The 22,724-nt window shown below is 66.0% G+C and carries 31 protein-coding genes; 7 read left to right on the top strand and 24 right to left on the bottom strand.

Features of this window, described 5'->3' with window-relative positions; translation table 11 throughout:
* Nucleotide 1 precedes the first annotated feature (1 nt).
* Complete coding sequence (locus TS85_RS11035; protein WP_044332173.1) at nt 2–412, top strand: flagellar basal body protein; 411 nt, start codon at nt 2–4, stop codon at nt 410–412.
* 544 nt (nt 413–956) lie between these two features.
* Here the strand turns inward: TS85_RS11035 and TS85_RS11030 are convergent.
* Nucleotides 957–1,526 (bottom strand): TetR/AcrR family transcriptional regulator, encoded by a 570-nt coding sequence (locus TS85_RS11030; protein ID WP_052507854.1) that lies wholly within the window; start codon nt 1,524–1,526, stop codon nt 957–959.
* A 188-nt stretch (nt 1,527–1,714) separates the two neighbouring features.
* Here TS85_RS11030 and TS85_RS11025 point away from each other — a divergent pair, with 188 nt between their 5' ends.
* Nucleotides 1,715–2,626, top strand: a complete 912-nt coding sequence (locus tag TS85_RS11025) for an oxidoreductase (protein WP_044332171.1) — start codon at nt 1,715–1,717, stop codon at nt 2,624–2,626.
* Here the strand turns inward: TS85_RS11025 and TS85_RS11020 are convergent.
* From TS85_RS11020 to TS85_RS11010, 3 genes are read right to left on the bottom strand one after another with little or no spacing between them, the layout of a single operon-like run.
* Entirely contained in the window at nt 2,623–3,045 is a 423-nt protein-coding gene (locus tag TS85_RS11020) for a hypothetical protein (protein WP_044332169.1), read from the bottom strand. The two genes, TS85_RS11025 and TS85_RS11020, sit on opposite strands and share 4 nt — an antisense overlap.
* Nucleotides 3,045–3,335 (bottom strand): rod-binding protein, encoded by a 291-nt coding sequence (locus TS85_RS11015; protein ID WP_044332167.1) that lies wholly within the window; start codon nt 3,333–3,335, stop codon nt 3,045–3,047. Before TS85_RS11015 ends, TS85_RS11020 begins: the two co-directional genes overlap by 1 nt.
* Nucleotides 3,335–4,438, bottom strand: a complete 1,104-nt coding sequence (locus TS85_RS11010) for a flagellar basal body P-ring protein FlgI (protein ID WP_044332164.1) — start codon at nt 4,436–4,438, stop codon at nt 3,335–3,337. Before TS85_RS11010 ends, TS85_RS11015 begins: the two co-directional genes overlap by 1 nt.
* 82 nt (nt 4,439–4,520) lie before the next feature.
* Between TS85_RS11010 and TS85_RS11005 the strand changes: the two genes are divergently transcribed.
* The gene (locus tag TS85_RS11005) at nt 4,521–4,937 is read left to right on the top strand and encodes a flagellar assembly protein FliX (RefSeq protein ID WP_044332163.1); all 417 of its coding nucleotides are present in this window, start codon (nt 4,521–4,523) and stop codon (nt 4,935–4,937) included.
* A 49-nt stretch (nt 4,938–4,986) separates the two neighbouring features.
* On the opposite strand, the gene flhB is transcribed toward TS85_RS11005, so the two are convergent.
* Genes flhB through flgC form a run of 5 tightly spaced genes read right to left on the bottom strand, consistent with a single transcriptional unit; the run spans nt 4,987 to nt 7,812 of the window.
* Complete coding sequence (gene flhB / locus TS85_RS11000; protein WP_044332161.1) at nt 4,987–6,054, bottom strand: flagellar biosynthesis protein FlhB; 1,068 nt, start codon at nt 6,052–6,054, stop codon at nt 4,987–4,989.
* Complete coding sequence (fliR, locus tag TS85_RS10995) at nt 6,055–6,813, bottom strand: flagellar biosynthetic protein FliR (RefSeq protein ID WP_044332160.1); 759 nt, start codon at nt 6,811–6,813, stop codon at nt 6,055–6,057.
* Nucleotides 6,810–7,073 carry a flagellar biosynthetic protein FliQ gene (locus tag TS85_RS10990; protein ID WP_044332158.1) on the bottom strand — a complete coding sequence of 88 codons (264 nt, stop codon included), beginning with the start codon at nt 7,071–7,073 and terminating at the stop codon, nt 6,810–6,812. Before TS85_RS10990 ends, fliR begins: the two co-directional genes overlap by 4 nt.
* A 1-nt stretch (nt 7,074) precedes the next feature.
* Entirely contained in the window at nt 7,075–7,386 is a 312-nt protein-coding gene (locus TS85_RS10985) for a flagellar hook-basal body complex protein FliE (protein ID WP_044332157.1), read from the bottom strand.
* A gap of 18 nt (nt 7,387–7,404) precedes the next feature.
* Entirely contained in the window at nt 7,405–7,812 is a 408-nt protein-coding gene (flgC, locus tag TS85_RS10980) for a flagellar basal body rod protein FlgC (RefSeq protein WP_044332154.1), read from the bottom strand.
* 116 nt (nt 7,813–7,928) lie between these two features.
* Between flgC and TS85_RS10975 the strand changes: the two genes are divergently transcribed.
* From TS85_RS10975 to fliP, 3 genes are read left to right on the top strand one after another with little or no spacing between them, the layout of a single operon-like run.
* Nucleotides 7,929–8,165: a FliM/FliN family flagellar motor switch protein gene (locus TS85_RS10975; protein ID WP_044332151.1), complete on the top strand. Its 237-nt coding sequence runs from the start codon at nt 7,929–7,931 to the stop codon at nt 8,163–8,165.
* Nucleotides 8,165–8,674 carry a flagellar biosynthetic protein FliO gene (locus TS85_RS24645; protein ID WP_077228563.1) on the top strand — a complete coding sequence of 170 codons (510 nt, stop codon included), beginning with the start codon at nt 8,165–8,167 and terminating at the stop codon, nt 8,672–8,674. The genes TS85_RS10975 and TS85_RS24645 overlap by 1 nt, the downstream gene beginning before the upstream one ends.
* The gene (gene fliP / locus TS85_RS10965) at nt 8,667–9,395 is read left to right on the top strand and encodes a flagellar type III secretion system pore protein FliP (RefSeq protein WP_044332148.1); all 729 of its coding nucleotides are present in this window, start codon (nt 8,667–8,669) and stop codon (nt 9,393–9,395) included. Before TS85_RS24645 ends, fliP begins: the two co-directional genes overlap by 8 nt.
* Before the next feature lie 63 nt (nt 9,396–9,458).
* Here the strand turns inward: fliP and TS85_RS10960 are convergent, their stop codons facing one another.
* The 15 genes from TS85_RS10960 to TS85_RS10890 form a co-directional block, all read right to left on the bottom strand.
* Entirely contained in the window at nt 9,459–9,860 is a 402-nt protein-coding gene (locus TS85_RS10960) for a PilZ domain-containing protein (RefSeq protein ID WP_162184714.1), read from the bottom strand.
* Between the two features lie 97 nt (nt 9,861–9,957).
* On the bottom strand, nt 9,958–10,401 hold the full coding sequence (locus TS85_RS10955) for a hypothetical protein (protein ID WP_044332147.1): 444 nt from the start codon (nt 10,399–10,401) through the stop codon (nt 9,958–9,960).
* A gap of 13 nt (nt 10,402–10,414) precedes the next feature.
* Nucleotides 10,415–11,266, bottom strand: a complete 852-nt coding sequence (locus TS85_RS10950; protein ID WP_044332145.1) for a flagellar motor protein MotB — start codon at nt 11,264–11,266, stop codon at nt 10,415–10,417.
* A gap of 3 nt (nt 11,267–11,269) precedes the next feature.
* Nucleotides 11,270–11,602, bottom strand: a complete 333-nt coding sequence (locus tag TS85_RS10945) for a hypothetical protein (RefSeq protein ID WP_044332143.1) — start codon at nt 11,600–11,602, stop codon at nt 11,270–11,272.
* Nucleotides 11,602–12,126 (bottom strand): chemotaxis protein CheD, encoded by a 525-nt coding sequence (locus TS85_RS10940; RefSeq protein WP_044332142.1) that lies wholly within the window; start codon nt 12,124–12,126, stop codon nt 11,602–11,604. The genes TS85_RS10945 and TS85_RS10940 overlap by 1 nt, the downstream gene beginning before the upstream one ends.
* Entirely contained in the window at nt 12,126–12,515 is a 390-nt protein-coding gene (locus tag TS85_RS10935; RefSeq protein ID WP_044332140.1) for a response regulator, read from the bottom strand. The genes TS85_RS10940 and TS85_RS10935 overlap by 1 nt, the downstream gene beginning before the upstream one ends.
* Nucleotides 12,515–13,561 carry a protein-glutamate methylesterase/protein-glutamine glutaminase gene (locus TS85_RS10930; RefSeq protein ID WP_044332139.1) on the bottom strand — a complete coding sequence of 349 codons (1,047 nt, stop codon included), beginning with the start codon at nt 13,559–13,561 and terminating at the stop codon, nt 12,515–12,517. Before TS85_RS10930 ends, TS85_RS10935 begins: the two co-directional genes overlap by 1 nt.
* Nucleotides 13,558–14,442 carry a CheR family methyltransferase gene (locus TS85_RS10925; RefSeq protein ID WP_052507852.1) on the bottom strand — a complete coding sequence of 295 codons (885 nt, stop codon included), beginning with the start codon at nt 14,440–14,442 and terminating at the stop codon, nt 13,558–13,560. Before TS85_RS10925 ends, TS85_RS10930 begins: the two co-directional genes overlap by 4 nt.
* Nucleotides 14,439–14,924 (bottom strand): chemotaxis protein CheW, encoded by a 486-nt coding sequence (locus tag TS85_RS10920; protein ID WP_044332137.1) that lies wholly within the window; start codon nt 14,922–14,924, stop codon nt 14,439–14,441. The genes TS85_RS10925 and TS85_RS10920 overlap by 4 nt, the downstream gene beginning before the upstream one ends.
* Nucleotides 14,921–17,188: a chemotaxis protein CheA gene (locus tag TS85_RS10915; protein ID WP_407082123.1), complete on the bottom strand. Its 2,268-nt coding sequence runs from the start codon at nt 17,186–17,188 to the stop codon at nt 14,921–14,923. The genes TS85_RS10920 and TS85_RS10915 overlap by 4 nt, the downstream gene beginning before the upstream one ends.
* Before the next feature lie 8 nt (nt 17,189–17,196).
* A complete protein-coding gene (locus tag TS85_RS10910) occupies nt 17,197–17,562 on the bottom strand; it encodes a response regulator (RefSeq protein WP_044332135.1) in 366 nt (121 codons plus the stop codon).
* Nucleotides 17,559–17,837 carry an STAS domain-containing protein gene (locus TS85_RS10905; protein ID WP_227698761.1) on the bottom strand — a complete coding sequence of 93 codons (279 nt, stop codon included), beginning with the start codon at nt 17,835–17,837 and terminating at the stop codon, nt 17,559–17,561. Before TS85_RS10905 ends, TS85_RS10910 begins: the two co-directional genes overlap by 4 nt.
* 16 nt (nt 17,838–17,853) lie before the next feature.
* Complete coding sequence (gene motA, locus TS85_RS10900) at nt 17,854–18,738, bottom strand: flagellar motor stator protein MotA (protein WP_044332132.1); 885 nt, start codon at nt 18,736–18,738, stop codon at nt 17,854–17,856.
* An 84-nt stretch (nt 18,739–18,822) separates the two neighbouring features.
* Nucleotides 18,823–19,638, bottom strand: coding sequence for a class I SAM-dependent methyltransferase (locus TS85_RS10895; protein WP_044332131.1), 816 nt, complete (start codon nt 19,636–19,638; stop codon nt 18,823–18,825).
* Nucleotides 19,635–22,043 (bottom strand): HAD family hydrolase, encoded by a 2,409-nt coding sequence (locus TS85_RS10890; RefSeq protein WP_044332130.1) that lies wholly within the window; start codon nt 22,041–22,043, stop codon nt 19,635–19,637. Before TS85_RS10890 ends, TS85_RS10895 begins: the two co-directional genes overlap by 4 nt.
* Nucleotides 22,044–22,156: 113 nt before the next feature.
* Between TS85_RS10890 and flaF the strand changes: the two genes are divergently transcribed.
* On the top strand, nt 22,157–22,516 hold the full coding sequence (gene flaF, locus TS85_RS10885; RefSeq protein ID WP_044332129.1) for a flagellar biosynthesis regulator FlaF: 360 nt from the start codon (nt 22,157–22,159) through the stop codon (nt 22,514–22,516).
* The last annotated feature ends 208 nt before the right edge of the window (nt 22,517–22,724 follow it).

Here is a 22,724-nt window from a genome sequence, read left to right as displayed (position 1 = left end):
CATGAGCACGCTGCCCCTGCTTGCCGGCATCCGCGAGCGGATGATGAACCTGTCCGAACGCCAGCGCGTGATCGCGCAGAACATCGCGAACAGCGAAACCCCAGGCTACAAGACGCGCGACGTCGCCGAGCCGAACTTCGCGGCGATGGTCGGCGGCAGCGGCATGGTCGCGCGCCCGAAGGTCGAACTGACGGCGGCGATGAAGCGGCTGGGCGCGGTGCAGCCGGTGGGGGCGGGGATCGTGCTCGACAAGGACATTACCGAGACCAAGCCGGACGGCAACAACGTGACGCTGGAAGACCAGTTGCTCAAGCTGGGGCAGGTCCAGGCGGATTTTACGGCGATGACGAGTTTGTATCGGAAGCAGCAACTGATGCTGAAGACTGCGCTGGGGCGTGGTGGCGGGGGCTGAGGCCGGCGTGGTGGGACGGATGCTGCGGAAGGCGCTGCCCGGTTTGGGGTGGCGCCTTTTTTGCGGCGACACACTCACAATTTGTGGACCGATTTTGGTGGAGAACCACCGCGCCGGGGTGGTGGCCACCGAGCGAAGTTTAGGAAGTTTAGGCGTATGCGCGTTTTTCGGCAGGCCTCGCCACGGGCCGGCGCGGGGATGCGAAGTTTAGGAAGTTTAGGCTCGTGGAGCGTTGGCGGGAACCGCCAGCCGGAACATGGGTCGAGCCTGCGAAGCGCGCCGCCTTGCGCACAGGAGGGGTTACTAACGGAATCAAAGAGCGGTCGCCGGAAGGGGACAAGTTCGGTACATATGGGGAACATCGCCGCGATTGCAAGGGGGCGACTGGTGCGTCGGACGGTACGGGCGAAGCTCGCCGCGAGTGCCCGGAATTGGGTGGGGAGTGCTCTGACTGCTTTTGGACAGGTACCTTCGAAAGCGGATGTTCCTACAGTTGCCGACTCGGGAGGCCGTATCAACGTTTCTCTGTTAGCAAGAGGGCAACTCACCCAGGCCATTGGGACTCAAGAATCGATGGCAAAGCGCGATCCATGAAGTCGCGCATTCTGTGCTCGCCCTGCGTCACGAAATCCAGCTTCTCTTCCAGAGCCAGGTGAGCGATGCCGTGGGCAGTGGACCACGCAGCGATGATGCCTGCATATCCCGTGCTCTGGCCTTCGACCGCAAGGTCGGAGACCCCGTAGACGTCTGCTGCTGCAAGGGCGAACATCTCCAGCGTGGCTTTGCTGGCTTGTGCGTATCGCGCATCCAACCGGTTCACGAGATCTTTGCGGTACATCAATTGAAAACGGCCCGGGTTGTTCAGGGCGAAGTCAATATAGGCCCGCGCCATGGACCGCAGCGTCGCCCCAGGCGTGGCGCCGCGCTCGACCGTACTGAAACAGTGATAAAGCTCCTTATAGGCGAGCGTGGCCACCTCGGTCAGTAAACCTTTTATGTTGCCGAAGTGATGGGCGGGTGCCCCGGGAGAAACGCCAGCCCGGCGTGCCGCTGCGCGCAATGTAAAGCCCTCTACCCCTTCGTCGGAAATGATGGCGGCGGCGGCGTCAATCATGGCCGTCCGCAATTCGCCATGATGGTAGCCGCGCACAGGACCAGAATCGCTCAATCGTTTTCCAATCTAGACATTGTTCAGATACCCTCTATGGTCGATCTGTACATCGTTCAAATCGAGATGTTAAGGCGCGATCTCGGCGTTCCGTGCGTCATTCGACGATGACTTGAAGTGAAAGAGAGCGCAGGATGAGCGGATTTTCCGAAAGCGACGTGACAGATCAGAGCGGCAAGACATTCGTGGTCACTGGCGCGAATTCCGGATTGGGATTTGAGATAACGCGCGTACTAGCGGCTCGGCGCGCGCGCGTCGTCATGGCCTGCCGCAGCAAGCCCAAAGCGGACGCCGCGATCATGCGTATCCGCGCGCTGAACCCGGGCGCCGAGCTGGAATTTCTCGCATACGATCAGAGCGATCTCGACAGCATCCGCACTGCCGCTGAAACGCTTTCCGCAGGCCCTGTGATCGACGTGCTGATCAACAATGCAGGCGTGATGGAGTTTACTCTCTCCCAAACCAAACAAGGGTTCGAGCAGCACTTCGGAACAAATCACCTGGGAAGCTTCGCCTTCACCTGCCTGCTGCTTCCAAAATTGGCAGAAGCCTCAGTACCGCGCGTGGTGATCACCGGCAGCGCATCGCACAGGACCGGAGTGATCGACTTCGACGACCTCGACAACGCGGGAAAGGGATACGGTCACTCGTCTCGCTACGCCAACAGCAAGCTCGCGAACATGTTGTTCCTCTTCGAACTCGACCAGCGTCTCAGGGCCGCGGGTTCGCCGATAATCGCGATCGGCTCTCATCCAGGCTTGGCGATAACGAGTCTCGGCCGAGAGCAGCGGCTGTTGAGATCGATCGTTGTCCCGCTGGCAAAGCTATTGCGGTTCAACACGGCAGCGATGGGGGCATGGCCATCGCTTCAGGCTGCGACAAGCGTCGTCAACCCGGGGGGCTATTATGGCCCGATCGGATGGAATGAATTGAAAGGGCCCTCTGGGCCGTCGGGCCGCAGTCCGAACGCTGTGGATGCGACGATTGCGCAACGGCTTTGGGATCGCTCGATCAAGCTGACGGGCGTCGACGTCACCCCGCTCTAGAGCCGCGCGTTGATCGAGATCGGGGCGGGGGCCTCCAGCCCGCCCAGGCCGCCGCCGGCGCCATAGGTGCTGCTGCGGCTGCCGGTCAGTCGCTGGGCCTCGGCGGCGATTGCGGCCATCATTTCGACGGACAGCTCGATCTGGCGCGACAGGATCTGGGCGTTGACGGTGCAGGCGTCGCGCAGGTTGCGGCTGGCGTCCGCCAGCTGGAGCCGCGTGTCGGCGTCGAGCTGGGTCAGCCAATCCTCCGACCCGCGCTTGAGCCGCGCGACTTCGGCCTCGATCCGCCCGGTCAGGCGGAGCTTTGCGTTGGCGATCTCGGGCAGTTCGGGCAAATAGGGGGTGCGCGACAGCTTCTCGCTTTCTTCCTCCATCAGCGAAGTCAGCGAGAGCATGGCGTCGATCAGATGCGCGGTCATTATCGGCCCTGTTGCAGCTTGAGGATCTGATCGAGCACCGCCGGCGCGAGGCCGATGCCGCCGCGCTTGGCCATTTCGGTGCCCAGCTTCTCCGCGAGCACGCCGCGGAACATGTCTTCGCCATGCCCGCCGCCGAAACCGCCCTCGCGATCGACGCTCTCGAGCATTAGCTGGGTCATCTGGCCGAGAAAGACGGCCTCGAAATTGCGCGCGGTGGCGGCGTTCCTGGCATCGACCCTGGGCATGGCAGGGGGCGGCGCGGCGGGGGTTACGGGGGCGATGTCGGGCATTATTGGACCTCGATTTCGGCCTGGAGCGCGCCTGCGCTCTTCACGGCCTGGAGAATGGTGATCAGGTCGCGGGGGGACACGCCGAGCGTATTCAGCCCGCTGACCAAAGATTGCAGCGATTCCCCCGTGATCGTCGCCAGCGAGGCGTCGTTGCCGTCATTGACCTGAACCTGGGTGCGGGGGACGACGGTGGTCTCTCCGTTGGACATCGGCGCGGGCTGCGAGACCTGCGGCGCTTCGCTCACGGTGATGGTGAGCCCGCCCTGCGCGATCGCGACCGGGGTCACGCGCACGTCGTTGTTCATCACGACGGTGCCCGAGGCTTCGTTGATGACGATCCGCGCGGGCTGGTCGACGCGGACCTCGAGGTCGCCGATGCGCGTGACCAGGTCGATCACGCCGCCGGCGAAGCGGGTGCCCGGCGACAGTTCGACCGTGCCGGGATCGAGCACCTCGGCGGTGCCCGGATATTTGCCGTTGATCGCCGCAGCAATCCGCGCGGCGGTGGCGAAATCAGGGTTTTTGAGCGCCAGCTTCAGGCTGACGGCGGAGGTGAGGGCATAGGGCACTTCGCGCTCGACGATCGCGCCATTGGCGATGCGCGCGGAAGTGGTGACGCCCCGGCTGACGCTGGCGGCGGCGCCCTGGCCCTTGAAGCCCGACACCGCGACATTGCCCTGCGCGACGGCGTAGATCTCGCCGTCGAGCGCGCGCAGCGACGAGGCGATCAGCGTTCCGCCCTGAAGGCTGGAGGCATCGCCCAGCGCTGCGACCTGCACATCGATCCGCGAGCCCGAGCGGGCAAAGGGCGGCATCGTTGCGGTGATCGAGACGGCGGCGACATTCTGGGTCCGCATCTGCGTGCCGCGGATGTTGACCCCCATCCGCTCGAGCATCGCCTGCATCGATTCCTCGGTGAACGGCGCGTTGCGCATGCGATCGCCGGTGCCCGCGAGACCCACGACGAGGCCATAGCCGACGAGCTGGTTCTCGCGGACATTCTCGACATCGACGACGTCCTTGATGCGCGTCTGTGCCGCCGCGTAGGGGGCAAATGCCAGCGTGGCGATCAGGACCAGTATCAGAGCGGCAATGCGCTTCATAAACCCTCGGGAAAGTGGAAAAGCCGCAGTAATATTCTTATAGGATAAAGGTGGGCCGTGATGGCCCGGGGGACCGTATTTCGTGCGCATCGAAGGCCTTTCCACGATCCTGCTCCGCGGCGCCTTTGCGGCGCTGCCCAAGGTCGTGCCGAGCTTTCCGATGAACGAGGACGGGCCGCGCGCGATGCCGCAACCGCCGGTGTCCGGGCCGGGCGCCCCGCCGATGCCCAGCGTCCAGATGCTGGTGGCGCTCGCCGCCGGCGATCCGGGGATCGAGCGGCGGCGCAAACAGGCCGTGGATGCCGAACGCGGCCTCGACGCGCTCGACCGGCTGCACCGCGAAGTGCTGGCCGGCACGCCCAGCGTCGCGCGGTTGCAGGAGATCGCCGAATGGTCGCAGGGGTTCACCAATCCCGACGATCCGGTGCTCAAGGACATTTTGTCGGAGATCGACCTGCGCGTGCGCGTGGAGCTGGCGAAGTTCGACGTCGAGGCGTGAGGAGCGGGGCGGGCGGCGCATGCGCGATGCCGCGCATGTCCGCGCAAGCCTACCGCCGGTTGCGCGCGATCCGCATCACGAAGCTGATGACTTCGGCCACCGCCGCATAATGTTCGACCGGGATCGGGCGGTCCAGCTCGGCGCTGGCGTATAGTGCGCGCGCGAGCGGGCGGTTCTCGACCAGCGGGATATTGTTCGCAGCAGCGATTTCGCGGATCTTGAGCGCGACGGCGTCGACGCCCTTCGCCACCACCACCGGCGCCGCCATTGCGCCGTGATCATATTGGAGCGCGATCGCATAGTGCGTCGGGTTGGTGATCACGACGCTGGCCTTGGGCACGTTCGCCATCATCCGGCTGCGCGCGCGCTGCATCTGCATCTGGCGGATCTTGCCCTTGATCTTGGGATCGCCTTCGCTTTCCTTATGCTCGTCCTTCACTTCCTGAAGGCTCATCCGCATCTTTTTGAGATAGGCGCGGCGCTGCCAGACGAAATCGAACAGCGCCAGCGCGCCGACCAGCGTCGCGATCGGCTGGAGCATTGCCCAGACGATGCCGTTGGCGGCGGCGCCGGTCGCCTGGAGGTCGGCGCCGACCAGCCGCTCGATCCCCGCCGCGTGCGGCCATGCGACCGAATAGGTGATGCCGACGACGATGCAGAGCTTGGCGAGGGTCTTTAGGAACTCGACCAGCGATTGCTTGCCGAACAGCCGCGCCGCGCCGCTGACGGGATTGAGCTTGGAGAATTTGGGCTTGATCCGCGTCCACGCGATCATCGGTCGCCCCTGGAGGATGCCGCCGAGCAGCGCGAAGCCGAACATTGCGGAAAGCACCGGGACCATCGCGGTGGCAAAGGCGCCCAAAATGCCGGTGGCAAAGGCCTGTGCGCCGTCGGGGCTCATCCGAAACTCGTCGGCGCCGCCCCATAGCCGGACCAGGATCATCCCCAGCCCCTGCACGGTGATCACGCCCAATCCGCCCATCACGACCAGCATCGCGACGAACATCGTCGCATGGCGCATTTCCGGCGCCATCGGCACGTCGCCCTTCTGGCGCGCATCGTCGAGCTTCTTGTCGGTCGGGTCGAGTGTTTTGTCTTCTTCGCTGCCCTCGGCCATTTACCAGCCGCCCTGCATCGCGTCGCCCATCGCCTGGCCGAAAAAGGTGAGCATCGTCCCGATCGTCGCGGCGGCGAGGCTGAGGCCGAGCAGCAGGTTCAGCGGCTGGGCGATGAAGAACACCTGGATCGCAGGCGATATGCGCGCGGCGAGCCCCAGCGCGACGTTGAACGCGATGCCGTACACGATCAGCGGCGCCGCGAGGCTGATCCCCAGCGTCATCGACCGCCCGATCGCCTCGATCGCGAGCTGCGCGAAATCCTGCATCGGGGGCAGGCCGCCGATGGGGAAGCTCTGATAGCTGTTGATGATCGCGCCCAGCCAGAGATGGTGGACCTGCATCCCCATGCACACCAAAGCCGCGGCGATCCCAGCGAATTTCGACAGCAAAGGCGCCTGGCTCGACTGGGCCGGATCAAAGATCATGGCGGCGGAAAGCCCGATTTGCATGCTGACGATCGATCCCGCCATCGAGATCGAGAAGAACAGGATCTTGACGATCATCCCCATTGCGAGGCCCGTCATCAGCTCGGCCACGATCACCGCGGGCAGCACCGCGCCGCCCGCAACCGCCGCGCGGGCAGGGGCGCCGAGGATGCCGTACAGCGCCGCCGACATCGCAAAGGCGATCATCAGCCGGATGCGGCCCGGCACGGCGTCTTCGCCGAACACGGGCAACAGCATCAGCACCGCGCCGACGCGCGCGAACACGATGAAAAAGGCAGTGACCTGAAGCTCCAGGTCGGCGGGGACGATCATCCGGTGATGATCAGGTCGCTGATCTTCGCCATGAATCCCGACAAAGCCTGGCCCATTGCGGGCAGGGTGAGCAGGAACACGATGCCCATCGCGAACAGCTTGGGCACGAAGGTCAGGGTGGTTTCCTGGATCTGGGTCAGCGCCTGGAGCAGGCCGATGATGCTGCCGACGATGAGCGAGGTCAGCAGCAGCGGCCCGACCACGGTCAGGACGAGCAGCAGCGCGGCTTCGGCCAACTCGACGACCTGGTCCGGCGTCACGTCAGATCTGCATGCGCATGATGTCGGAATAGGCGCTGACGACGCGATCGCGCACCGCGACCATCGTGTCGAGCGCGGTTTCCGCCGCGCCGATCGCGGTGACGACGTCGATCAGGTCGCCCTTGCCCGCGACCTGTGCGGTCGAGGCCTTTTCGGCGACGCGCATCTGGTCGGCGGTGCCGGTGACCAGCCCCTCGACCATCGCGCCGAAGCCGCCGCTTTCCTCGGTCTTGCCGACCGACTTTCCGATGCTGTTGCCCAGCCCCGCGACGCGGCCATAGGCGGACGTCGCGTCCAATGCTCCGATAGACATGATGATGCTCCCCTGGAGTTACTTGAGCAGGTCGATGGTGCGCATCGTCAGGCTCTTCGCGGCCTCGATGGCATTGAGATTGGCTTCGTAGCTGCGCTGCGCCGATTTCATGTCGGCGGCCTCGACGAGGCCGTTGACGTTGGGCTTCAGCACATAGCCCTCGCCGTCTGCCGCCGGATGGCCGGGCTGATAGACGCGGGTGAAGTTGGATTTGTCGGTCTGGATGCCGGTCAGCTTGACGCCGGTGGCGCCGGTGTTGCGGTCGACTTCGGCCTGGAAGCTGGCGACGCGGCGGCGATACGGGTCGCCGCCCGGCGTGGTCGCGACCGAATCCTGGTTGGCCAGATTCTCCGCGATCACGCGCATCCGCAACGACTGGGCGCGAAGCCCCGATGCGGAGACGCCGAGCGATGCCTTCAAGTCCATTCCGTCACGTCCTTCCGGGCCGTTGCTGTCACTGCGAGCATAATAGGCAATTTTTGCCGGGAGGGGCCGCTGGGGCGGAAAAAAGGTTCCTATAAGTTATCCTGAAAGGGGAACCCATGTCGGTACTCGATGGAATTATGATCGACCTGTCGATCGTGCTCGGATCGGCGGAGGTGCCGATCAAGCAGATATTACAGATGAGCCGCGGCGCGATGATCCCGCTCGATTGCGGGCAGGACGACCCCAGCCTCATCTATGTCAACGGCGAACTCGTCGCGATGGGACGCATCCTGGTCGACGAGGACCAGATGTCGATCGAGGTTTCCGAGATCGTCCGGAAGCAGCAGCACTGATGGATATCTTTTCGATGGTCCGCACGCTCGGGGCGCTCGGGCTGGTGCTCGGCATGCTCGCGGGTTCGCTATGGGCGGTGCGCCGGTACGACCTGAAGTTGCCCGGGCGCATCGCCGGCGGGCGCGGCAAGCGAGTCGAGCTTGTCGAGCGGCTGACGGTCGATGCCAAGCGATCGGTCGCGCTGATCCGGCGCGACGGGTGCGAGCATTTGATCCTGATGGGGCCGGAGGGGCATGCGATGATCGAGACCGGCATCACGACGGCGCCGACGACACCCGCGCAGGCCGTCGCATCCCCGCCTCAGCCTGCGCCGCAGCCGGAGCCCGTCGCGGCCCTTGAGCCTGCGCCCGTTGCACCCCAGCCTGCGCCCGTCGTGCCTGCATTTGAGACCTATATCGACCTTCCCCCTGTCCAGCGGCCCCATGCTCCGCGCCGCCCGCGTGCGCGCGCGCCGCGCGTGACGGCGCGGTGGAACCGCGCGGCGGTCCGCGAGGCACTGAATGCGTAAGCTCGCCGGGGCCGCCCTGCTGCTGGTGCTGCTGCCGCTGACGGCGCACGCCCAGGCGCAAGGCGCCACGATCAACATCGGCGGCGAAGGCGCGATGTCCGCGCGGGCGATCCAGCTCGTGCTGATGCTGACCGTGCTCAGCCTCGCGCCGGGGCTGTTGATGACCGTCACCAGCTTTACGCGCATGGTCGTAGCACTCTCGCTGCTGCGCACCGGCATCGGCGCGCCCGGCGTGCCGCCCAACCCGGTGATCATCAGCCTGGCGCTGTTCCTGTCGTTCTTCGTGATGGCGCCGACGTTCGAGACGGCGTGGAACCAGGGTGTCGATCCCTATACCAAGGGCAAGATCACCGAGACCCAGGCGTTTGAGCGCACCGCAGAGCCGTTCCGCAAATTCATGCTGGGGCAGGTGCGCGACAGCGACCTCAAGATGTTCGCCGATCTGGCGGGCAAGCCGATCGCCGATCGCACCGCGACGCCGTTGAGCACGCTGGCCCCGGCGTTCATGATTTCCGAGCTGCGCCGCGCGTTCGAAATCGGCTTCCTGCTGCTGCTGCCGTTCCTTGTCATCGATCTGGCAGTGTCGGCGGTGCTGATGGCGATGGGCATGATGATGCTGCCGCCGCCGACGATCGCGTTGCCGATGAAGATCATCTTCTTCGTGCTCGTCGACGGATGGGCGCTGGTCGCGGGATCGCTGATCAAGAGCTTCGCCACCTGACCAGGGAAAGGGGGCGGACCAGGGAGGGCCGGCTGCGATAGCGCGCCGGCCCTTTTTGCGTGATCAGCTAGCGGCGGAGGGTCCGCGCGCTGGCGCCCACAGCCTTGCGAAAGACTGCACGGCGTCGTGCGGCCGGGCGTTGGCCAATATCGCGTCGACGCTGGCGGGGACGAGGAACCGCAAGCCGGCGCGGCCGGACGCAGCCCAGGCGACGGCGGCGTCCAGCCGGTCGCCGCCGCGCAGCTCGACCGTGACCGGCTGTCCGGGCAAAAGCGGCTGGCTGGTCTCGACGAGCATGCCCGTCGCGGAGAGGTTTCGAATGCGGCAGGGATGATCGCCCGCCGCGCCGCACAGCAGCTTGCCGACGAGCAACGTCGTCATGGTCCGCGGTGCGCGCTCGACCGGCGCGATCGCCGAACCGGGCAAGGGCGGGAAGGGCATCGGGCTGGCTTGCAGGACTTCCACCGTCACCTCCATCGCATCTGTTTTTCAGCTTGTTCTTGGCGGGCACGTAAAGCGCCGATCGACGCGCGCCGCGCCCCCGTGATGATCCGGGTCCGGGTTACGCCGGGGTCGCCGCAGTCACTGCGACCTTGCGCACCACGCCGGCGCCGAACGCCTCGGGCGCGGCGGTCAGCACGACCTTGCGGAACGCCTCGATATTGACGATCATCCCGTCCGGGCCGGCAGCCATCGGGGTGCGATAGGTGCGCAGGTTGATGCCGTGGAGCAGCAGCGGCAGCCGCGCGGTCACGAAGCCGACCTTGTCGGGCGGCACCATCAGCTGCATCTGCACCTGGACATAACCCGCGAGGCGCCCGTCGGGAAAGACGAGCGGCGCCAGGACCTGGCCGGCGTCGACAAAGCTCGGATCGGGTTCGGGTGGGGGTGCCGCCTGGGCGCCCCCGGCCTTGTGCCCCAGCAGCAGCGCGGTGCCATAGGCGGCCCCACCGCCGACGCCGAGGCCGGCGAGGAGGATGACCAGCAGGAATACCAGCTTCTTCATCGGGCTGTCCTTCTTAGAATCGGAAGCTGGAGTCGCTCGGCAGTGCCGACGCCTCGCCCTTCAGCACGATCGTGATGCGGCGGTTTTCGGGGCGATCGGGCTGGTCGGGATAGACCGGCTTGGTCGCGCCCATCGCGACGATTTCGGCAAAGCGATCCGGGGTGACGCCCGCTGCGATCAGCGCCGAGCGTGCCGCGAGCGCGCGCTCGCCCGAGAGCCGCCAGTTGGCGTCGCTCTGGCCGCCGCTGCCGTCGGTATGCCCTTCGATCGCGATCTGCGAACCCGAATTGGCAAGCCGCGCCGCGATCTTTGCCAGCATCGCGCGGGCATAGGGATTGAGATCGGCGGTGCCGCCGCGGAACATCGACTGGCGATCGGTATCCATCAGCGAGATGCGCAGCCCGTCGCGGTCCGGCTGGATGTCGACCGACTGTTTCTCGCCGCGGTCCTGCGGCACCGAATCCAGCGCGATCCGCAGCTCGGTCGCGATGACGCGCATCGATGCGTCGGGCACATTGGCGGTGCCGCCGCGCGCGGCGCCCGCGGTCGCCGCGTCGCTGGTCGGGGTGCCCTTCGCCTTGGTCGGCTCGGTCGCCGATTTGCGCGCCTGGCCGCCGGCGCCGGTCGAGGCGCCCATCACGGGCGTCGCCGGTGCGCTGTCGCCCACGCTCGGCGTGAAATATTGGGCAAGACCCTTCAGCCGTGCCTTGTCGGGGTTCGAGATCAGCCAGAGCAGCATGAAGAACGCCATCATCGCCGTGACGAAATCGGCATAGGCAACCTTCCAGGCGCCGCCGTGATGTCCGCCGGCGACCTTCTTGACCTTCTTGATGATGATCGGCCGGTCGGCATTCGGCGATGCCACGGACTAGCCCTCCAGCGCCTGGCGAAGCCGCTGCTGCACCGCGCCCAGGCGGACATGGTTGATCGCAGTCAGCGAATCCTCGCCACCGGCGATCCGTTCCAGCAGGTTCACGCATTCGTCGGAATGCTGGATCAGATAGTCGAAGGCCTGGAGCTGCTCCAGATAGGAGTTCACGAAATGCTCGTCGCAGACCAGCACTTCGGCCAGCCCCTCCAGCTTTTCGCGGATTTCGCGGATTTCACGCGCGATGACGGTATGGAGCACCGCGGAAAAGGGATCGAAACCCGGAAGCGCCTCGGCGCCTTTGGCATGCGGCTGGAGGGGAAGGCACGACATCAGAACAACTCCAAATCTCCGCCGTCGACCGGACGGGGTATCGAAACGGGGACGGGCTCGGGCACGCGTTCGGCGACATGGGTGCAGCGGCTGCGCCCGTCATAGGGCATGAACTCGATCTTGCGGGCGCTGCGCCCGCCCAGGTCGCAATGCCCCACCGAAATGCCTTCTGCCTCCATGAAGCGCTTGGCGAACGCGGCATTGGATGCCCCGATCGCGCCGAGCCCCTGGACGATGGTGGCACCGCCATAGAGGTGCGCCTGGAGCCGGTTGCGGACCGCGCCCTTTGCCATCATGCCGTTGATCAGCAATTCCATCGCGTGGATGCCGTATCGCGACATGTCGCTCTTCGCGACGGTCTGGTCTGCGCCGGGCTCGCCCAGCAGGAAATGGTTCATGCCCCCGACCTTTGCGACCGGATCGTACAGGCATGCCGCGACGCAACTGCCGAGCAGCGTGGAGATCACGACGTTCGGCTCGCCCAATATGGCGTTCTCGCCCTGGACAATCGAGACCCGGCGCATCAGGTGAGCTCGCCGAAAACGCGCTCGATCTTCTCCTTCAGCGCCGCCGGCGCGAAGGGCTTCACGACGTAATTGTTCACTCCCAGCGCGGCCGCCTTCTGGACCACTTCGCGGTCGGCGGAGCCGGTCAGCATGATGAACACGGTCTTGCCGATCACGGGATCGCCGCGGACCGCTTCCAGGAACTGGAGGCCGTCCATGTCGGGCATGTTATAATCGGAAATCACCAGGTGGACGCGATCGCTCTTGATCGACGACAGCGCCTCGGTCGCACTCGGCTTGTCGCGCACGTCCTTGAACCCCAGATCCTGCAGCGCGCGACGGATCATCGCGCGCATACTGGTCTGGTCGTCGACGACCATCACCTTGATCTGTGCTGCAGCGGGCATCAAACGCTCCCAACTTTGCTCGTTTCGGCCCGGCATGCCTTGAGGATCGCCTCGGGCATGGCCGACAGGCCAACTTCTTTCTCCACCGCGCCCGCTTCCTTCGCGGCACGCGGCATTCCCCAGACCACGCAGGTCTCGCGCGATTGCGCCAGCGTGCGGGCACCGGCCTGGCGCATCGCCAGGAGCCCGGTTGCGCCGTCCGCTCCCATCCCGGTCAGGATGACGCCGACGACCGACGGGCCCAGCGGCGCGACCGAACGGAACAATACGTCGACTGCGGGGCGATGCCCCCCGACCGGATCGCCCGGGCGCAATTTGATATGCCCCCTCGCGCCGCCGGACAGTTCCATGTGCATCAACCCTCCAGGAGCAATATAGACGGTTCCCGGCTGCACGGCGGCGCCGTTCGTCGCTTCTACGACCTGGACGCGACATTCGCTGTTGAGCCGTTCGGCGAAGCTCCGCGTGAAGGTCGCCGGCATGTGCTGGACGACCAGGATCGGCGGGCTGTCCTCGGGCATCGAAGGCAGGATCGAGAACAGCGCCTCGACGCCGCCGGTCGACGAACCGATCGCGATCAGCGTGTCGCCGCGCGCGCCTGCGGACCCCTTGGGCTGCATCGGCAGCCGCTGCGGGCCGGCGCGTGCCACTGAACGGGCCGCCGCCTTCACCTTTTCGCACAGCAGCTCGGCGTCGCGCTCGATATCCTCGGGCGTACCGCTGGGCTTGGTCACATAATCGACCGCGCCGAGACGCAGCGCCTCGATCGTCACCTGGGCGCCGCGCGCGGTCAGCGTCGAGCACATGACCACCGGCATCGGGCGCAGCCGCATGATCCGTTCGAGGAAGGACAGGCCGTCCATCCCCGGCATTTCCACGTCGAGCGTCAGCACGTCGGGATTGAGCGCCTTGATCATGTCGCGCGCCGCATAGGGTTCGGGCGCCATGCCGACGACTTCGATCTCGGGATCGGCCGACAGCATGCGTTTCAACGTCGCGCGCATCGATGCGCTGTCGTCGACGATGAGGGTTCGAACGGGCTTCATCCTCTAGCCTCCGGCTTTTTATACATGGTGTGCCCGCACGAGATCATATTCTCTGCCGCGGCACCGATCAGGCGTTCGGAATGGCCGATGTACAGATGGCCGCCCGGTGCCAGCTGGTTGACGAAGCGCTGTTCGAGTTCGCGCTTCGCGGGATCGGCGAAGTAGATCATCACGTTGCGGCAGAAGATCACATCATATGCAGCCTTGAGCGGCCAGGCGGCGAACAGGTTGAGCACGCGCGCGGTCACCAGCTGGCGCGCTTCCTCCGCCATCACGAACCCGCCCGGAGCGGGGCGAAGCCAGGTGCTGCGATACGGCTCGGGAATACCGGCGACGGTATTCTCGGCGTAGAAGCCGCGTTGCACCGATTCCACCACATGCGGCGCGATGTCGGTCGCGAGCAGCCGGACATCGGCATGGCGCAGCCACGAAGCCGAGGTGCGGTCCTCGCCCAGCAGGCACATCGCGATCGTGAACACTTCCTCGCCCGAGGAACATCCGGCGGACCAGATGCGGATCGGCCCGTCGCGCCGCTTCAGTTCCGGCAACACGGTGCTGCGGAAATGATCGAAATGATGCGGCTCGCGGAAGAAGTGCGTGTGATTGGTAGTCAGCGCGACCACCATCGTCTGCCGCTCATCCGCATCGCGTTCGACCAGCGCCACATAGTCGCTGAACTTGTTCAGCCCATGTTCGCGCAACCGCCGTGCCAGCCGCGACTGGACCAACGTGGTCTTCGCCTCGGTCAGCGCGATCCGTGCCTCTTCGTGCATGATCGCGGCGATCGCAGCGAAATCACGCGGAGACAGTTCCGCATTGTGGCTCGTCGACATCGACGCGTTTCCCCCGGCGAGCGCCGAGGCGCCCCCCGCGGCGGTCACGCTGCCAGATCCAGATGCTTGGTCAGGCTCAGCGCGTCGAGATCGAGCAGGAGCACCATCGTGCCGTTCTCGTCCCGCGTGCCGTCCTTGGCGCGGGTGGCGATGCGGACCAGCCCGGCAATGACGCTGGCCTCGATCGTCTCCACTTCGGGGGCGGGCTGGATCTCGGTCTCGCCGATCGCGACGATGTCGTTGACTTCGTCGACCAGGAAACCGGCCTGCTTGCCCGCGATGTTCACCACCAGGATGCACGAGCGCGAATGGATCGCGCTGGCTTCCCAGCCCAGCCGCTCGGCAAGGCCGACCACCGGGATCACGTTGCCGCGCAAATTGGTCACGCCCTTGACGAAGCTCGGCACGTTGGGGAGCGGGGTTGGCTCATCCCATTCGCGGATTTCGATCAGCGCCCGCATGTCGATCCCGAAGGTCTGCTTGCCAAGCGAGAAGGTGACGATCTTGCGGTCGGAAGTATCGTTGGTCATGCTGCCAGTCCTTTCGGAACGTAACGAGTGGAGGAGGGGGGCGCCGTGACGAGCGCCTCGATGTCGAGGATCAGTGCGATCGAGCCGTCACCCAGGATGGTGGCGCCACCCAGCCCGCGGATCGGGTGCAGGTTCTGGTCGAGGCTCTTGATCACCACTTCGCGGCGATCGTCGATCGTGTCGACGACCAGGCCGACCTTGCCGGATACTTCGCTTTCCACGATCACCACGAGCGAGTCCTCGACGTTGCGATCGTCGTTGAGGCCGAAGATTTCGGTCGCACGCTTCACCGGCACATATTGGCCGCGCATGTCGATCACTTCGCTGTCGGGCGAGGTCCGCTTGACCTGGCCGGGTTCGGGCTGGACCGTCTCGAGCACATGGCTGAGCGGCAGCACGAAGCGCTGGCCGGCGAGGCGGACGATCATCCCGTCAAGGATGGCGAGCGTCAGCGGCAGGATCATCGTGAAGGTCGTGCCTTCGCCGGGGACCGAGTGGATTTCCACGCGCCCGCCCAGCGCCTCGACGTTGGAGCGGACGACGTCCATCCCCACGCCGCGGCCCGAGATGTTCGAGATGGTCTCCGCCGTCGAGAAGCCCGGGGCGCAGATCAGCTGGTCGATCTCTTCGTTGGTCAGCACCGCATCGCCGGCGATGATTCCCTTTTCGATCGCCTTGGCGCGCACGCGCTCGCGGTTGATGCCGCGACCGTCGTCCTGGACGCGCACGAAGATGCGCGCGCCGCGCTGCTCGGCGGACAGCTTGATCGTCCCCGCCGGGTCCTTGCCCGCGGCGATGCGCTCCTCGGGGCCTTCCAGCCCGTGATCGGCGGCGTTGCGGATCATGTGCGTCAGCGGATCGCCGATCTTCTCGATCACGCCCTTGTCGACTTCGGTCGTCTCGCCATAGGTTTCGAGGTTGATCGTCTTGCCGGTCTCGACCGACAGGTCGCGCAGCATCCGGGGGACGCGGCTGAACGCCTGGCGGATGGGCTGCGCGCGCAGCGACATCACATTGTCCTGGATCTGGCGCGTCAGCCGCGCCAGTTCGGGCAGTTCGACGCGCACGCGATCGGCGGGCGACAGCCGGTCGGCCAGGATCGAGTTGCGGATCACCAGCTCGCCGACAAGGTTGAGCAGCAGGTCCAGCTTGACCAGATCGACGCGGATCGTCTGCGCCGCTTCGGCGGGCTTGGGGGCGCCGCCGCCGGTGTTGCCGCCGCCGCTGCCGCTATTGCCGCCGCCGGCGCCGCCGCCGGGCGGCGTGGCCGCCGCCGCGAGCGTCGCGACGGGCGCAGGGGGGGCGGCAATCGCTGCCACCACCTGCTCAAACTGCGTGGCGAGTTCCTCGACCGACGCGGTCACGGGTTCGAACGGGATTGCATCGCCATCGTCCGCCGGTGCGTTCGCATTCGCTGCAGGCGCGGCGTCGGTGCGGCGCACCTCGACGACGGAATCCGGCGCGACGAAATCGAAACAATCGGTGATGTCACGCTCGGCGACGTCGCCCGGAAGGCTGAGCACCCAGGTGAAATAGCTGTCCTCGGGATCGAGTTCGCGCAGCGGCGGCAGGTCGGCAGATTCGACGGCCTCGACCGTCGCACCCAACCCTTCGAGTTCGCGGATCGTCAGCAGCGGTTCGCCGGCATTGGCGAGCGCGGCGCGCGACGGCTTGAACCGCACGGTCCAGCCGGGGGCGGCGACGGGCTCAGGCGCCGGGGCCTCGAACTCGTCGAGCGACACGAGCACCGGGCTGAAGCCGAATTCGTCTTCATCGCCGGCGGCTGCAGGGGCAGGTGCAGGTGCAGGTGCAGGTGCAGGTGCGGGGGCCGGAGCGGCCGCAGCCGGAGCCGGAGCCGGAGCTGCGCTCGCGCCATCGCCCTCGGGAACGCCCTTGTCCGCGAGCACCTGTTCGAGCACGGCCAGCGCGGCGGTGTCGTTCGGGCGCGGGGCGAGGCCCTTTGCCGTCGCGACATGGTCGGCGAGGATGTCGAACGAACTGAGCATCACCTTGATGACGCCGGGGGTGGGGGCGATCTTGCCCGCGCGCACTTCGTCGAGCACATTCTCGAACTTGTGCGCGAACGCGGTCAGGTCGCCATGGCCGAACGCGCCGGCGCCGCCCTTGATCGAATGGACCGCGCGGAACACGGACGCGATCGTCTCGGCGGAGACATCGCCAGCCTGCATGGCCGACAGGCCTTCCTCGGCAGCGGTCAGACCCTCCGTGCATTCTTCAAAGAAGATTGCCTGGATCTCGTCCATATCGTCGTTCACGGGCACACGCGGCGGATCGCCGCCCCCAGCTTCTCGGCCTCGAAGGGCTTGGTGATCCAGCCGGTGGCGCCTGCCGAACGGGCGCGCGCCTTTTTCTCGTCGGAGAATTCGGTCGACAGCACCAGGATAGGCGTGCCGCGGAACTCACCCTCGGCGCGCACCGCTTCGATCAGCTCGAAGCCGTCCATCTTGGGCATGTTGATGTCGGTGATCAGCAGGTCGGGCTTGACCTCGCGCATCCGCTCCAGCCCGTGCTGGCCGTCATTGGCGCTTTCGATCTTATAGCCCTGGGCAGTCAGCGATGCCTTTAAGAGCATTCGCATGCTGGCCGAGTCATCGACGGTCAGGATCAGCTTGGTCACTGTGCATCTCCGGTTTCAAGTCCGATTGCGCCTGCCAACTGGCAGCGGGTCACGCGATCGACAAAGGCGTGGCTGGGGTTGAGAATGGTGAAGGGTTGGCCCGAGGCCTCGGCATCGGCGCGTGCGGCGACGAGCAGCTGGAGCACCGCCTGGCCGACGCTTTCGACCTGGGACGCATCGATCTCGATCGCGTCCTCGATATCGGCGGCCTCGACGATGCGCGCGCGCAGGTCGTTCGCAGTGACGGTGGTGCCATGGGGCGGAAGCCGGAGCATGCGCTCCTCGTCCACGTCAGGCAGCGGCTGGGTTGAGTCCATTTTTCGCCTCGTCGAGAGCAGTTTCGAGTTGCTGGAAACTCGGCGCGTACGCCGAGGGGGTCATGCGGCGCGCGATCTCGATCGCGACCTGCACAGGCTGGTTCTGGGCGTATGCGACGATCGCGGTCTTCGCGACCATGAACGGCTTGGAGTCCGCATCGATGATTTCGAGCAGCTTTCCGGCCAGCGGCGCGACCAGGCAGTAGCTGAGCAGAATGCCCAGGAACGTGCCGACCAGCGCGCCGCCGATCATCGCGCCCAGGATTTCGGTGGGCTGGTCGATCGATCCCATCGTCTTGATGACGCCCAGCACCGCCGCGACGATGCCGATTGCGGGAAGCGCGTCGGCCATGGTCTGCAGCGCGTGCTGCGGACCCGCCTCTTCGTGGTGATGCTTTTCGATATCGGCGTCCATCGCCGCGTCGAGCTGGTTCGGGTCTTCGAAATTGACCGTCATCATGCGCAGGTAATCGCAGATGAACTCGATGAGGTGATGATCCTTCAGCAGCCGCGGATAGGGCTGGAACAGCGTGCTTTCCTCGGGCTTGTCGAGATGGGGCTCGAGCCCGGTGGCGCCGCCCTTCTTGAAGGTGGTCAGCAGTCCGAACAGCAGCGTCAGCAGGTCCTTATAGTCGGTAGCCTTCCAGCGCGCCCCCTTGAACGAGCGGACAATGCCGCCGCCGGCCTTCTTCACCGTCGCCATCGAATTGGACACGATGAACGAACCGATCGCGGCACCGCCGATCGCCATCAGCTCATGCGGCAGGGCATGGATGATGATTTCGAACTTGCCGCCCGAAATCACGAAACTGCCGAACACGCAGACCAGGATAATGATGAAGCCGATGCCGTTGAGCATGACGGTGCCGAATACTTTCTTTGGGTGCTTCCAAGAATTATAGGAAGGATTTGCCGAGGGCGGACGCCCTTCGCAGAAATCGCGTCAGGCCGCGTGACGATCCTGCCACTCGATCACCGCGAGATAATTGCGCAGCCGGTTGCGCTCGATCGAGGCGATCAAGGCATTGTCGTGATAGGGAAACAGCGCGGCGGCGAGCGGCTCGGCCCAGGGCGCGGAGGCATCGAAAACGATGCCCAGCCCCAGCACCGCGGGAATGAACGCCCAGCCCAGCGGCCGTTCGGGCATACGCGCGTCGGCGAGGAAATCCTCCACGGCGGTGAGCACGCCGTTGCGCGGCCCCCCCTCGTGCATAGCCACGGCGAAATGCCCTTCGCCGCGGAGCCCGCGACGGAGGTGTGCGCCGGGATCGCCCAGGATCACGCCATGGTCGAAACTGTGCGGGTGGCGCCATTCGGGCGGGATGCGATCGGGTGCGTAGTAGAAATCGCGCCGGGCGCACGGCCAGCTGACATCGTGGAGCAGTGCCAGCAGCGGCTTGCCGTCGCGTTGCGACAGCGCATCGGCGATCCGCAACTCGTGCAGCACGGTATAGTAATTATGGTCGCCATCGATGATCCAGGCATCGATGTCCGCCAGTCCGGGCATTGCCTCCAGGCTGGGCGCGGCGAGGTGCGTGACCGTCGCCGAATGCGCCGCCCATTCGACGAAGTCGGGCTTGGGTGCGGGGTCGATGCTGGTCAGCGTGCCGCCTGCAGCCTCGGCATGGTGCGCGAGAAGCTGGGACATGCCGCCGAACTCCGCGCCGATCTCGGCCAGGTTGCGCGCCTCGGCGAGCGTCAGCGTGCCGCCGATGATCTCGGCGAACTCGGTCATCGAATGGATGAGGAGGTCGGTCATGCGCGGACTCCCGCAATGGTGGCGGGAGCCGGCGCGCGTGCCGCCGTCGGGCCCCGCTCGACGAGTGGGCGGAAGGTGACGGCCAGCATCATCTGCTCGCCGCTGCGTTTCGGCGGGGGCGGAACCATCATGAACGCGAAGGCATCGTCGCAGCGGAACAGGTGCGGCGCGGCCTGCGCCATGCCCTCCAGCGACGGGCGCGCCGCGACTTCGACATCGGGCCGCGGCTGTTCGGCGAGGAAGTCGCGCGTCGGCATGAACACCGCGCTGTCGACCTGGAGCCAGTCGTAAAGCTGGCCGAACTGAAGCCCGACCGAATAGCGGCAGTCGCCGATCGGGATCGGCGCGACATAATAGCCGTCATGCGTGGGCGTCGCGGTGATCGTGCAGGTCGTGACGTCCTGCACATCGGCGATGATCACCGGCAGGGCGATCGTCTGGTCGATGAAATCGGCATATTTGAGCGCGAGCCCGAACCGCTTGTGCGCGAGCAGCGTCATCTTGAGCGCCAGCCCCTCACCCTGAAGCTCGGCGGGCAGGTACATGCGCTCCGACCCCTTCATGTAGAACAGCCCGCGCTGGCGCAGGCCACGCTGCGCGACTGCGGTGTCGAACAGCGGGACGACATTGTCGCCGCCCAGGTTCACGTCGTGCTCGAATTCGGAGACGACCGCGAGTTCGCCGGGCATCGGCAGGAACATCAGCCGGGCCAGCGCCGCCGCCGCACCCCGCCGCCACATCGCGCCGTCGTCGGGAGTGGAGGGGCGCACGATCGCGTCGCGCTGTTCGCGCTCGAACCGGACACAACCCTGCTGGACGCGTTCGCGCACGGCGCTCTGGCGGCCCTTGATGCTGTTTTCGCGACGGAGCGGTTTGCCCTCCGGCGTATAGTCGATGACCGAGCCCTGCGCCGCGGTGCAGATCTGCTCGACGACTGCGACATTGCCGCACATCGCCTCGAGCGTGTGGGCGTCATAATGGCGCGCGTCGAGAAAGCCCCTTTTGTCGAAGCCGCTCTGGAACTGCTCGCGCAGCAGCAGATAGCGGCCGGCAACCTCGATATCGAGCAAGCGGCGCAGCACCGGCTCGATTTCGTTCTGGACCGAGCCGTTATAGCCGAGATCGACCAGCATCAGCGTGTCGCCCGGCGCCGGGTCGACGGTCGCGCGGACATGCGCGATCAGGCGATCGGCAAAGGCGCGCGAGGCGGCGATGATCCGCCGCATCCGCGAGGGGGTGACGATCGCGCGAACAAATGCCGCGTGCGCGTCCTTCGCCGGAAGCTGCTTCATCACCATCGCGATTTCGGCGGGCGGGAGCAGAAGCTGCTTCGCCATCGCCTTGGGATCGGTGCCCGCTTCGTGCTGGAGATAGCGATGGATCGCGGCCTCGTCGGTGAAGGCGGCGGCGGTTGCCGTAAAACGGCTGATCTCGATCGCATGCCCCGGCACGTCGCTGCCACCGGCACGGTGCATCAGCAGCGGCAGATGGCCGTCGCGCATCAGGAACAGCGGGTGGACGGTGCCGCCCCGGCGCGCGCCCAGATCGGCGGCCTCGTCGGCGATCCAGCGGTTGAAGCCGTGGAGCACCGGGCCGAGCACCGAAAAGCCCAGCGCTTCGGCGGGATCGGCGATCCCCGGCTCGCCCGCCGCCAGCGTCGCACGGTGCGGCTGGTCGGTGGTCGGCACGCCGGGTTCGACGGCGTGGAGCATCGCGCTGACCGCAGCTTCGAGCCGAAGCCGTTGTTCGGTCGGGGGCAGGAATTGTTCGAGGTGGAGCGTCTGGGGGCCGAACGGCGCCACGCCCACGACGTCGGCCTTATAATTGTCGCCGATGTGCAGGATCGCGTTCGGCGCAATGCCCAGCGCCTTCAGCACATGCTTGTACAGCCCCTCGCCCTTGGACGCGCCATAGGTGGAGGAGCAGAAAACATGCTCGATCAGCGCGGCGACGTCGGCGCCCGCCGCGGTGGCGATCAGCGTGCGCAGTTGCGCTTCGTCGAGATAGGTGTCGGACACGATCGCGATCTGGAGCCCGCGGCGCTTCGCCTCCCGCATCAGCTCGACCGTCGGGCGGAAGCCGAAACAGTGGCGGGCCTCGGCGGCGAGTTCCTGCGCGATCGCGGCTTCGCGCGCGGCATCGTCCGCGTTGGGAAACAGCTCGGCATAGATTTCGGTGATCGACACTTCGTTGCGGCGGCGGCGCGTCATCGCGGCGCTGCGCGCGCGCGATTCCGCCCATTGGCGCTGCGCGACGGTGACGCCGGGCAACGCACCGAACAGGTCGCGCGGGGCATGGGTGTCGCGCCACAACAGCGTGTCGAAACAGTCGAGCGACAGCAGCGTGATGCCCGGGCGCCCGTCGAGCGCCTCCGGCAGGGCGTGCGGAAGAATGGAATCGGCCAATGCAGTTTCCCTGGAAACGCGCCCGCATCGGTGGGCGCACGAATCTTATAGGAAGGGCGCGACCCAAGGCGGCAATTTCTTCCTAGAATGAGAGCAACTGCAAAGGAGCCAAGATGACTCTCAACGCCTATCGCTCGGCCGTCAGCCGGGCCGAGACGCCACGCTCGACCGAGTATCGGCTGATGAGCGAGATTACCGGCGAGATGATGGAGGCCGAAGCCGCGGGGCTGAAAGGCGCGCTGCTGATGCAGCCGCTCCATCGCAACCGCGAAATGTGGTCCGCCTTCGCCACCGATTGCGGCGCCCGCGGCAACGGCCTGCCGATCGCGCTGCGCGCCCAGATCATCTCGCTCGGGCTGTGGGTCGAACGCTTCACCAGCGAAGTGATGTCGGGCCGCGAGCCGATCGGCGAACTGATCGCGATCAACCGCACGATCATGGAGGGGCTGCGCGCCGAGCGCATGGCCGCCTGATCCGCTTTCCAGACCAGGACGCAACGGGCGCCGCGGCAACATGCTGCGGCGCCCTTTTCCATGCGCCGATCGCGGACGGGCAAAAGAAAGGGGGCGCCGCGACCCGTGCCGCAGCGCCCCCCGACGAACCTAGGGCAATCGCATAGGACAAAAACCGAGTCATCCTGACGAAAGTCAGGATCCATTCGGTGCTCGGTAGCGGCTTTTG

The sequence above is a fragment of the Sphingomonas hengshuiensis genome (assembly GCF_000935025.1).
GTDB lineage: Bacteria > Pseudomonadota > Alphaproteobacteria > Sphingomonadales > Sphingomonadaceae > Sphingomonas > Sphingomonas hengshuiensis.
Note: the sequence above shows the minus strand (reverse complement) of the source record. Positions and strands in the feature narration are given on the sequence as shown.

What these genes read in the sequence shown, in the direction of transcription:
- TS85_RS10930 (WP_044332139.1), bottom strand. Translation starts at nt 13,561, where the DNA reads ATGAAGCCCGTTCGAACCCTCATCGTCGACGACAGCGCATCGATGCGC.
- flaF (WP_044332129.1), top strand. Translation starts at nt 22,157, where the DNA reads ATGACTCTCAACGCCTATCGCTCGGCCGTCAGCCGGGCCGAGACGCCA.
- TS85_RS11020 (WP_044332169.1), bottom strand. Translation starts at nt 3,045, where the DNA reads ATGACCGCGCATCTGATCGACGCCATGCTCTCGCTGACTTCGCTGATG.
- TS85_RS10955 (WP_044332147.1), bottom strand. Translation starts at nt 10,401, where the DNA reads ATGAAGAAGCTGGTATTCCTGCTGGTCATCCTCCTCGCCGGCCTCGGC.
- TS85_RS11025 (WP_044332171.1), top strand. Translation starts at nt 1,715, where the DNA reads ATGAGCGGATTTTCCGAAAGCGACGTGACAGATCAGAGCGGCAAGACA.
- TS85_RS10935 (WP_044332140.1), bottom strand. Translation starts at nt 12,515, where the DNA reads ATGCCCGCTGCAGCACAGATCAAGGTGATGGTCGTCGACGACCAGACC.
- fliP (WP_044332148.1), top strand. Translation starts at nt 8,667, where the DNA reads ATGCGTAAGCTCGCCGGGGCCGCCCTGCTGCTGGTGCTGCTGCCGCTG.
- TS85_RS11030 (WP_052507854.1), bottom strand. Translation starts at nt 1,526, where the DNA reads ATGATTGACGCCGCCGCCGCCATCATTTCCGACGAAGGGGTAGAGGGC.
- TS85_RS10945 (WP_044332143.1), bottom strand. Translation starts at nt 11,602, where the DNA reads ATGTCGTGCCTTCCCCTCCAGCCGCATGCCAAAGGCGCCGAGGCGCTT.
- TS85_RS10915 (WP_407082123.1), bottom strand. Translation starts at nt 17,188, where the DNA reads ATGGACGAGATCCAGGCAATCTTCTTTGAAGAATGCACGGAGGGTCTG.
- TS85_RS11010 (WP_044332164.1), bottom strand. Translation starts at nt 4,438, where the DNA reads ATGAAGCGCATTGCCGCTCTGATACTGGTCCTGATCGCCACGCTGGCA.
- TS85_RS11035 (WP_044332173.1), top strand. Translation starts at nt 2, where the DNA reads ATGAGCACGCTGCCCCTGCTTGCCGGCATCCGCGAGCGGATGATGAAC.
- TS85_RS10905 (WP_227698761.1), bottom strand. Translation starts at nt 17,837, where the DNA reads ATGCTCCGGCTTCCGCCCCATGGCACCACCGTCACTGCGAACGACCTG.
- TS85_RS10975 (WP_044332151.1), top strand. Translation starts at nt 7,929, where the DNA reads ATGTCGGTACTCGATGGAATTATGATCGACCTGTCGATCGTGCTCGGA.
- flhB (WP_044332161.1), bottom strand. Translation starts at nt 6,054, where the DNA reads ATGGCCGAGGGCAGCGAAGAAGACAAAACACTCGACCCGACCGACAAG.
- TS85_RS24645 (WP_077228563.1), top strand. Translation starts at nt 8,165, where the DNA reads ATGGATATCTTTTCGATGGTCCGCACGCTCGGGGCGCTCGGGCTGGTG.
- TS85_RS10985 (WP_044332157.1), bottom strand. Translation starts at nt 7,386, where the DNA reads ATGTCTATCGGAGCATTGGACGCGACGTCCGCCTATGGCCGCGTCGCG.
- TS85_RS10940 (WP_044332142.1), bottom strand. Translation starts at nt 12,126, where the DNA reads ATGCGCCGGGTCTCGATTGTCCAGGGCGAGAACGCCATATTGGGCGAG.
- TS85_RS11015 (WP_044332167.1), bottom strand. Translation starts at nt 3,335, where the DNA reads ATGCCCGACATCGCCCCCGTAACCCCCGCCGCGCCGCCCCCTGCCATG.
- motA (WP_044332132.1), bottom strand. Translation starts at nt 18,738, where the DNA reads ATGCTCAACGGCATCGGCTTCATCATTATCCTGGTCTGCGTGTTCGGC.
- TS85_RS10920 (WP_044332137.1), bottom strand. Translation starts at nt 14,924, where the DNA reads ATGACCAACGATACTTCCGACCGCAAGATCGTCACCTTCTCGCTTGGC.
- flgC (WP_044332154.1), bottom strand. Translation starts at nt 7,812, where the DNA reads ATGGACTTGAAGGCATCGCTCGGCGTCTCCGCATCGGGGCTTCGCGCC.
- TS85_RS10895 (WP_044332131.1), bottom strand. Translation starts at nt 19,638, where the DNA reads ATGACCGACCTCCTCATCCATTCGATGACCGAGTTCGCCGAGATCATC.
- fliR (WP_044332160.1), bottom strand. Translation starts at nt 6,813, where the DNA reads ATGATCGTCCCCGCCGACCTGGAGCTTCAGGTCACTGCCTTTTTCATC.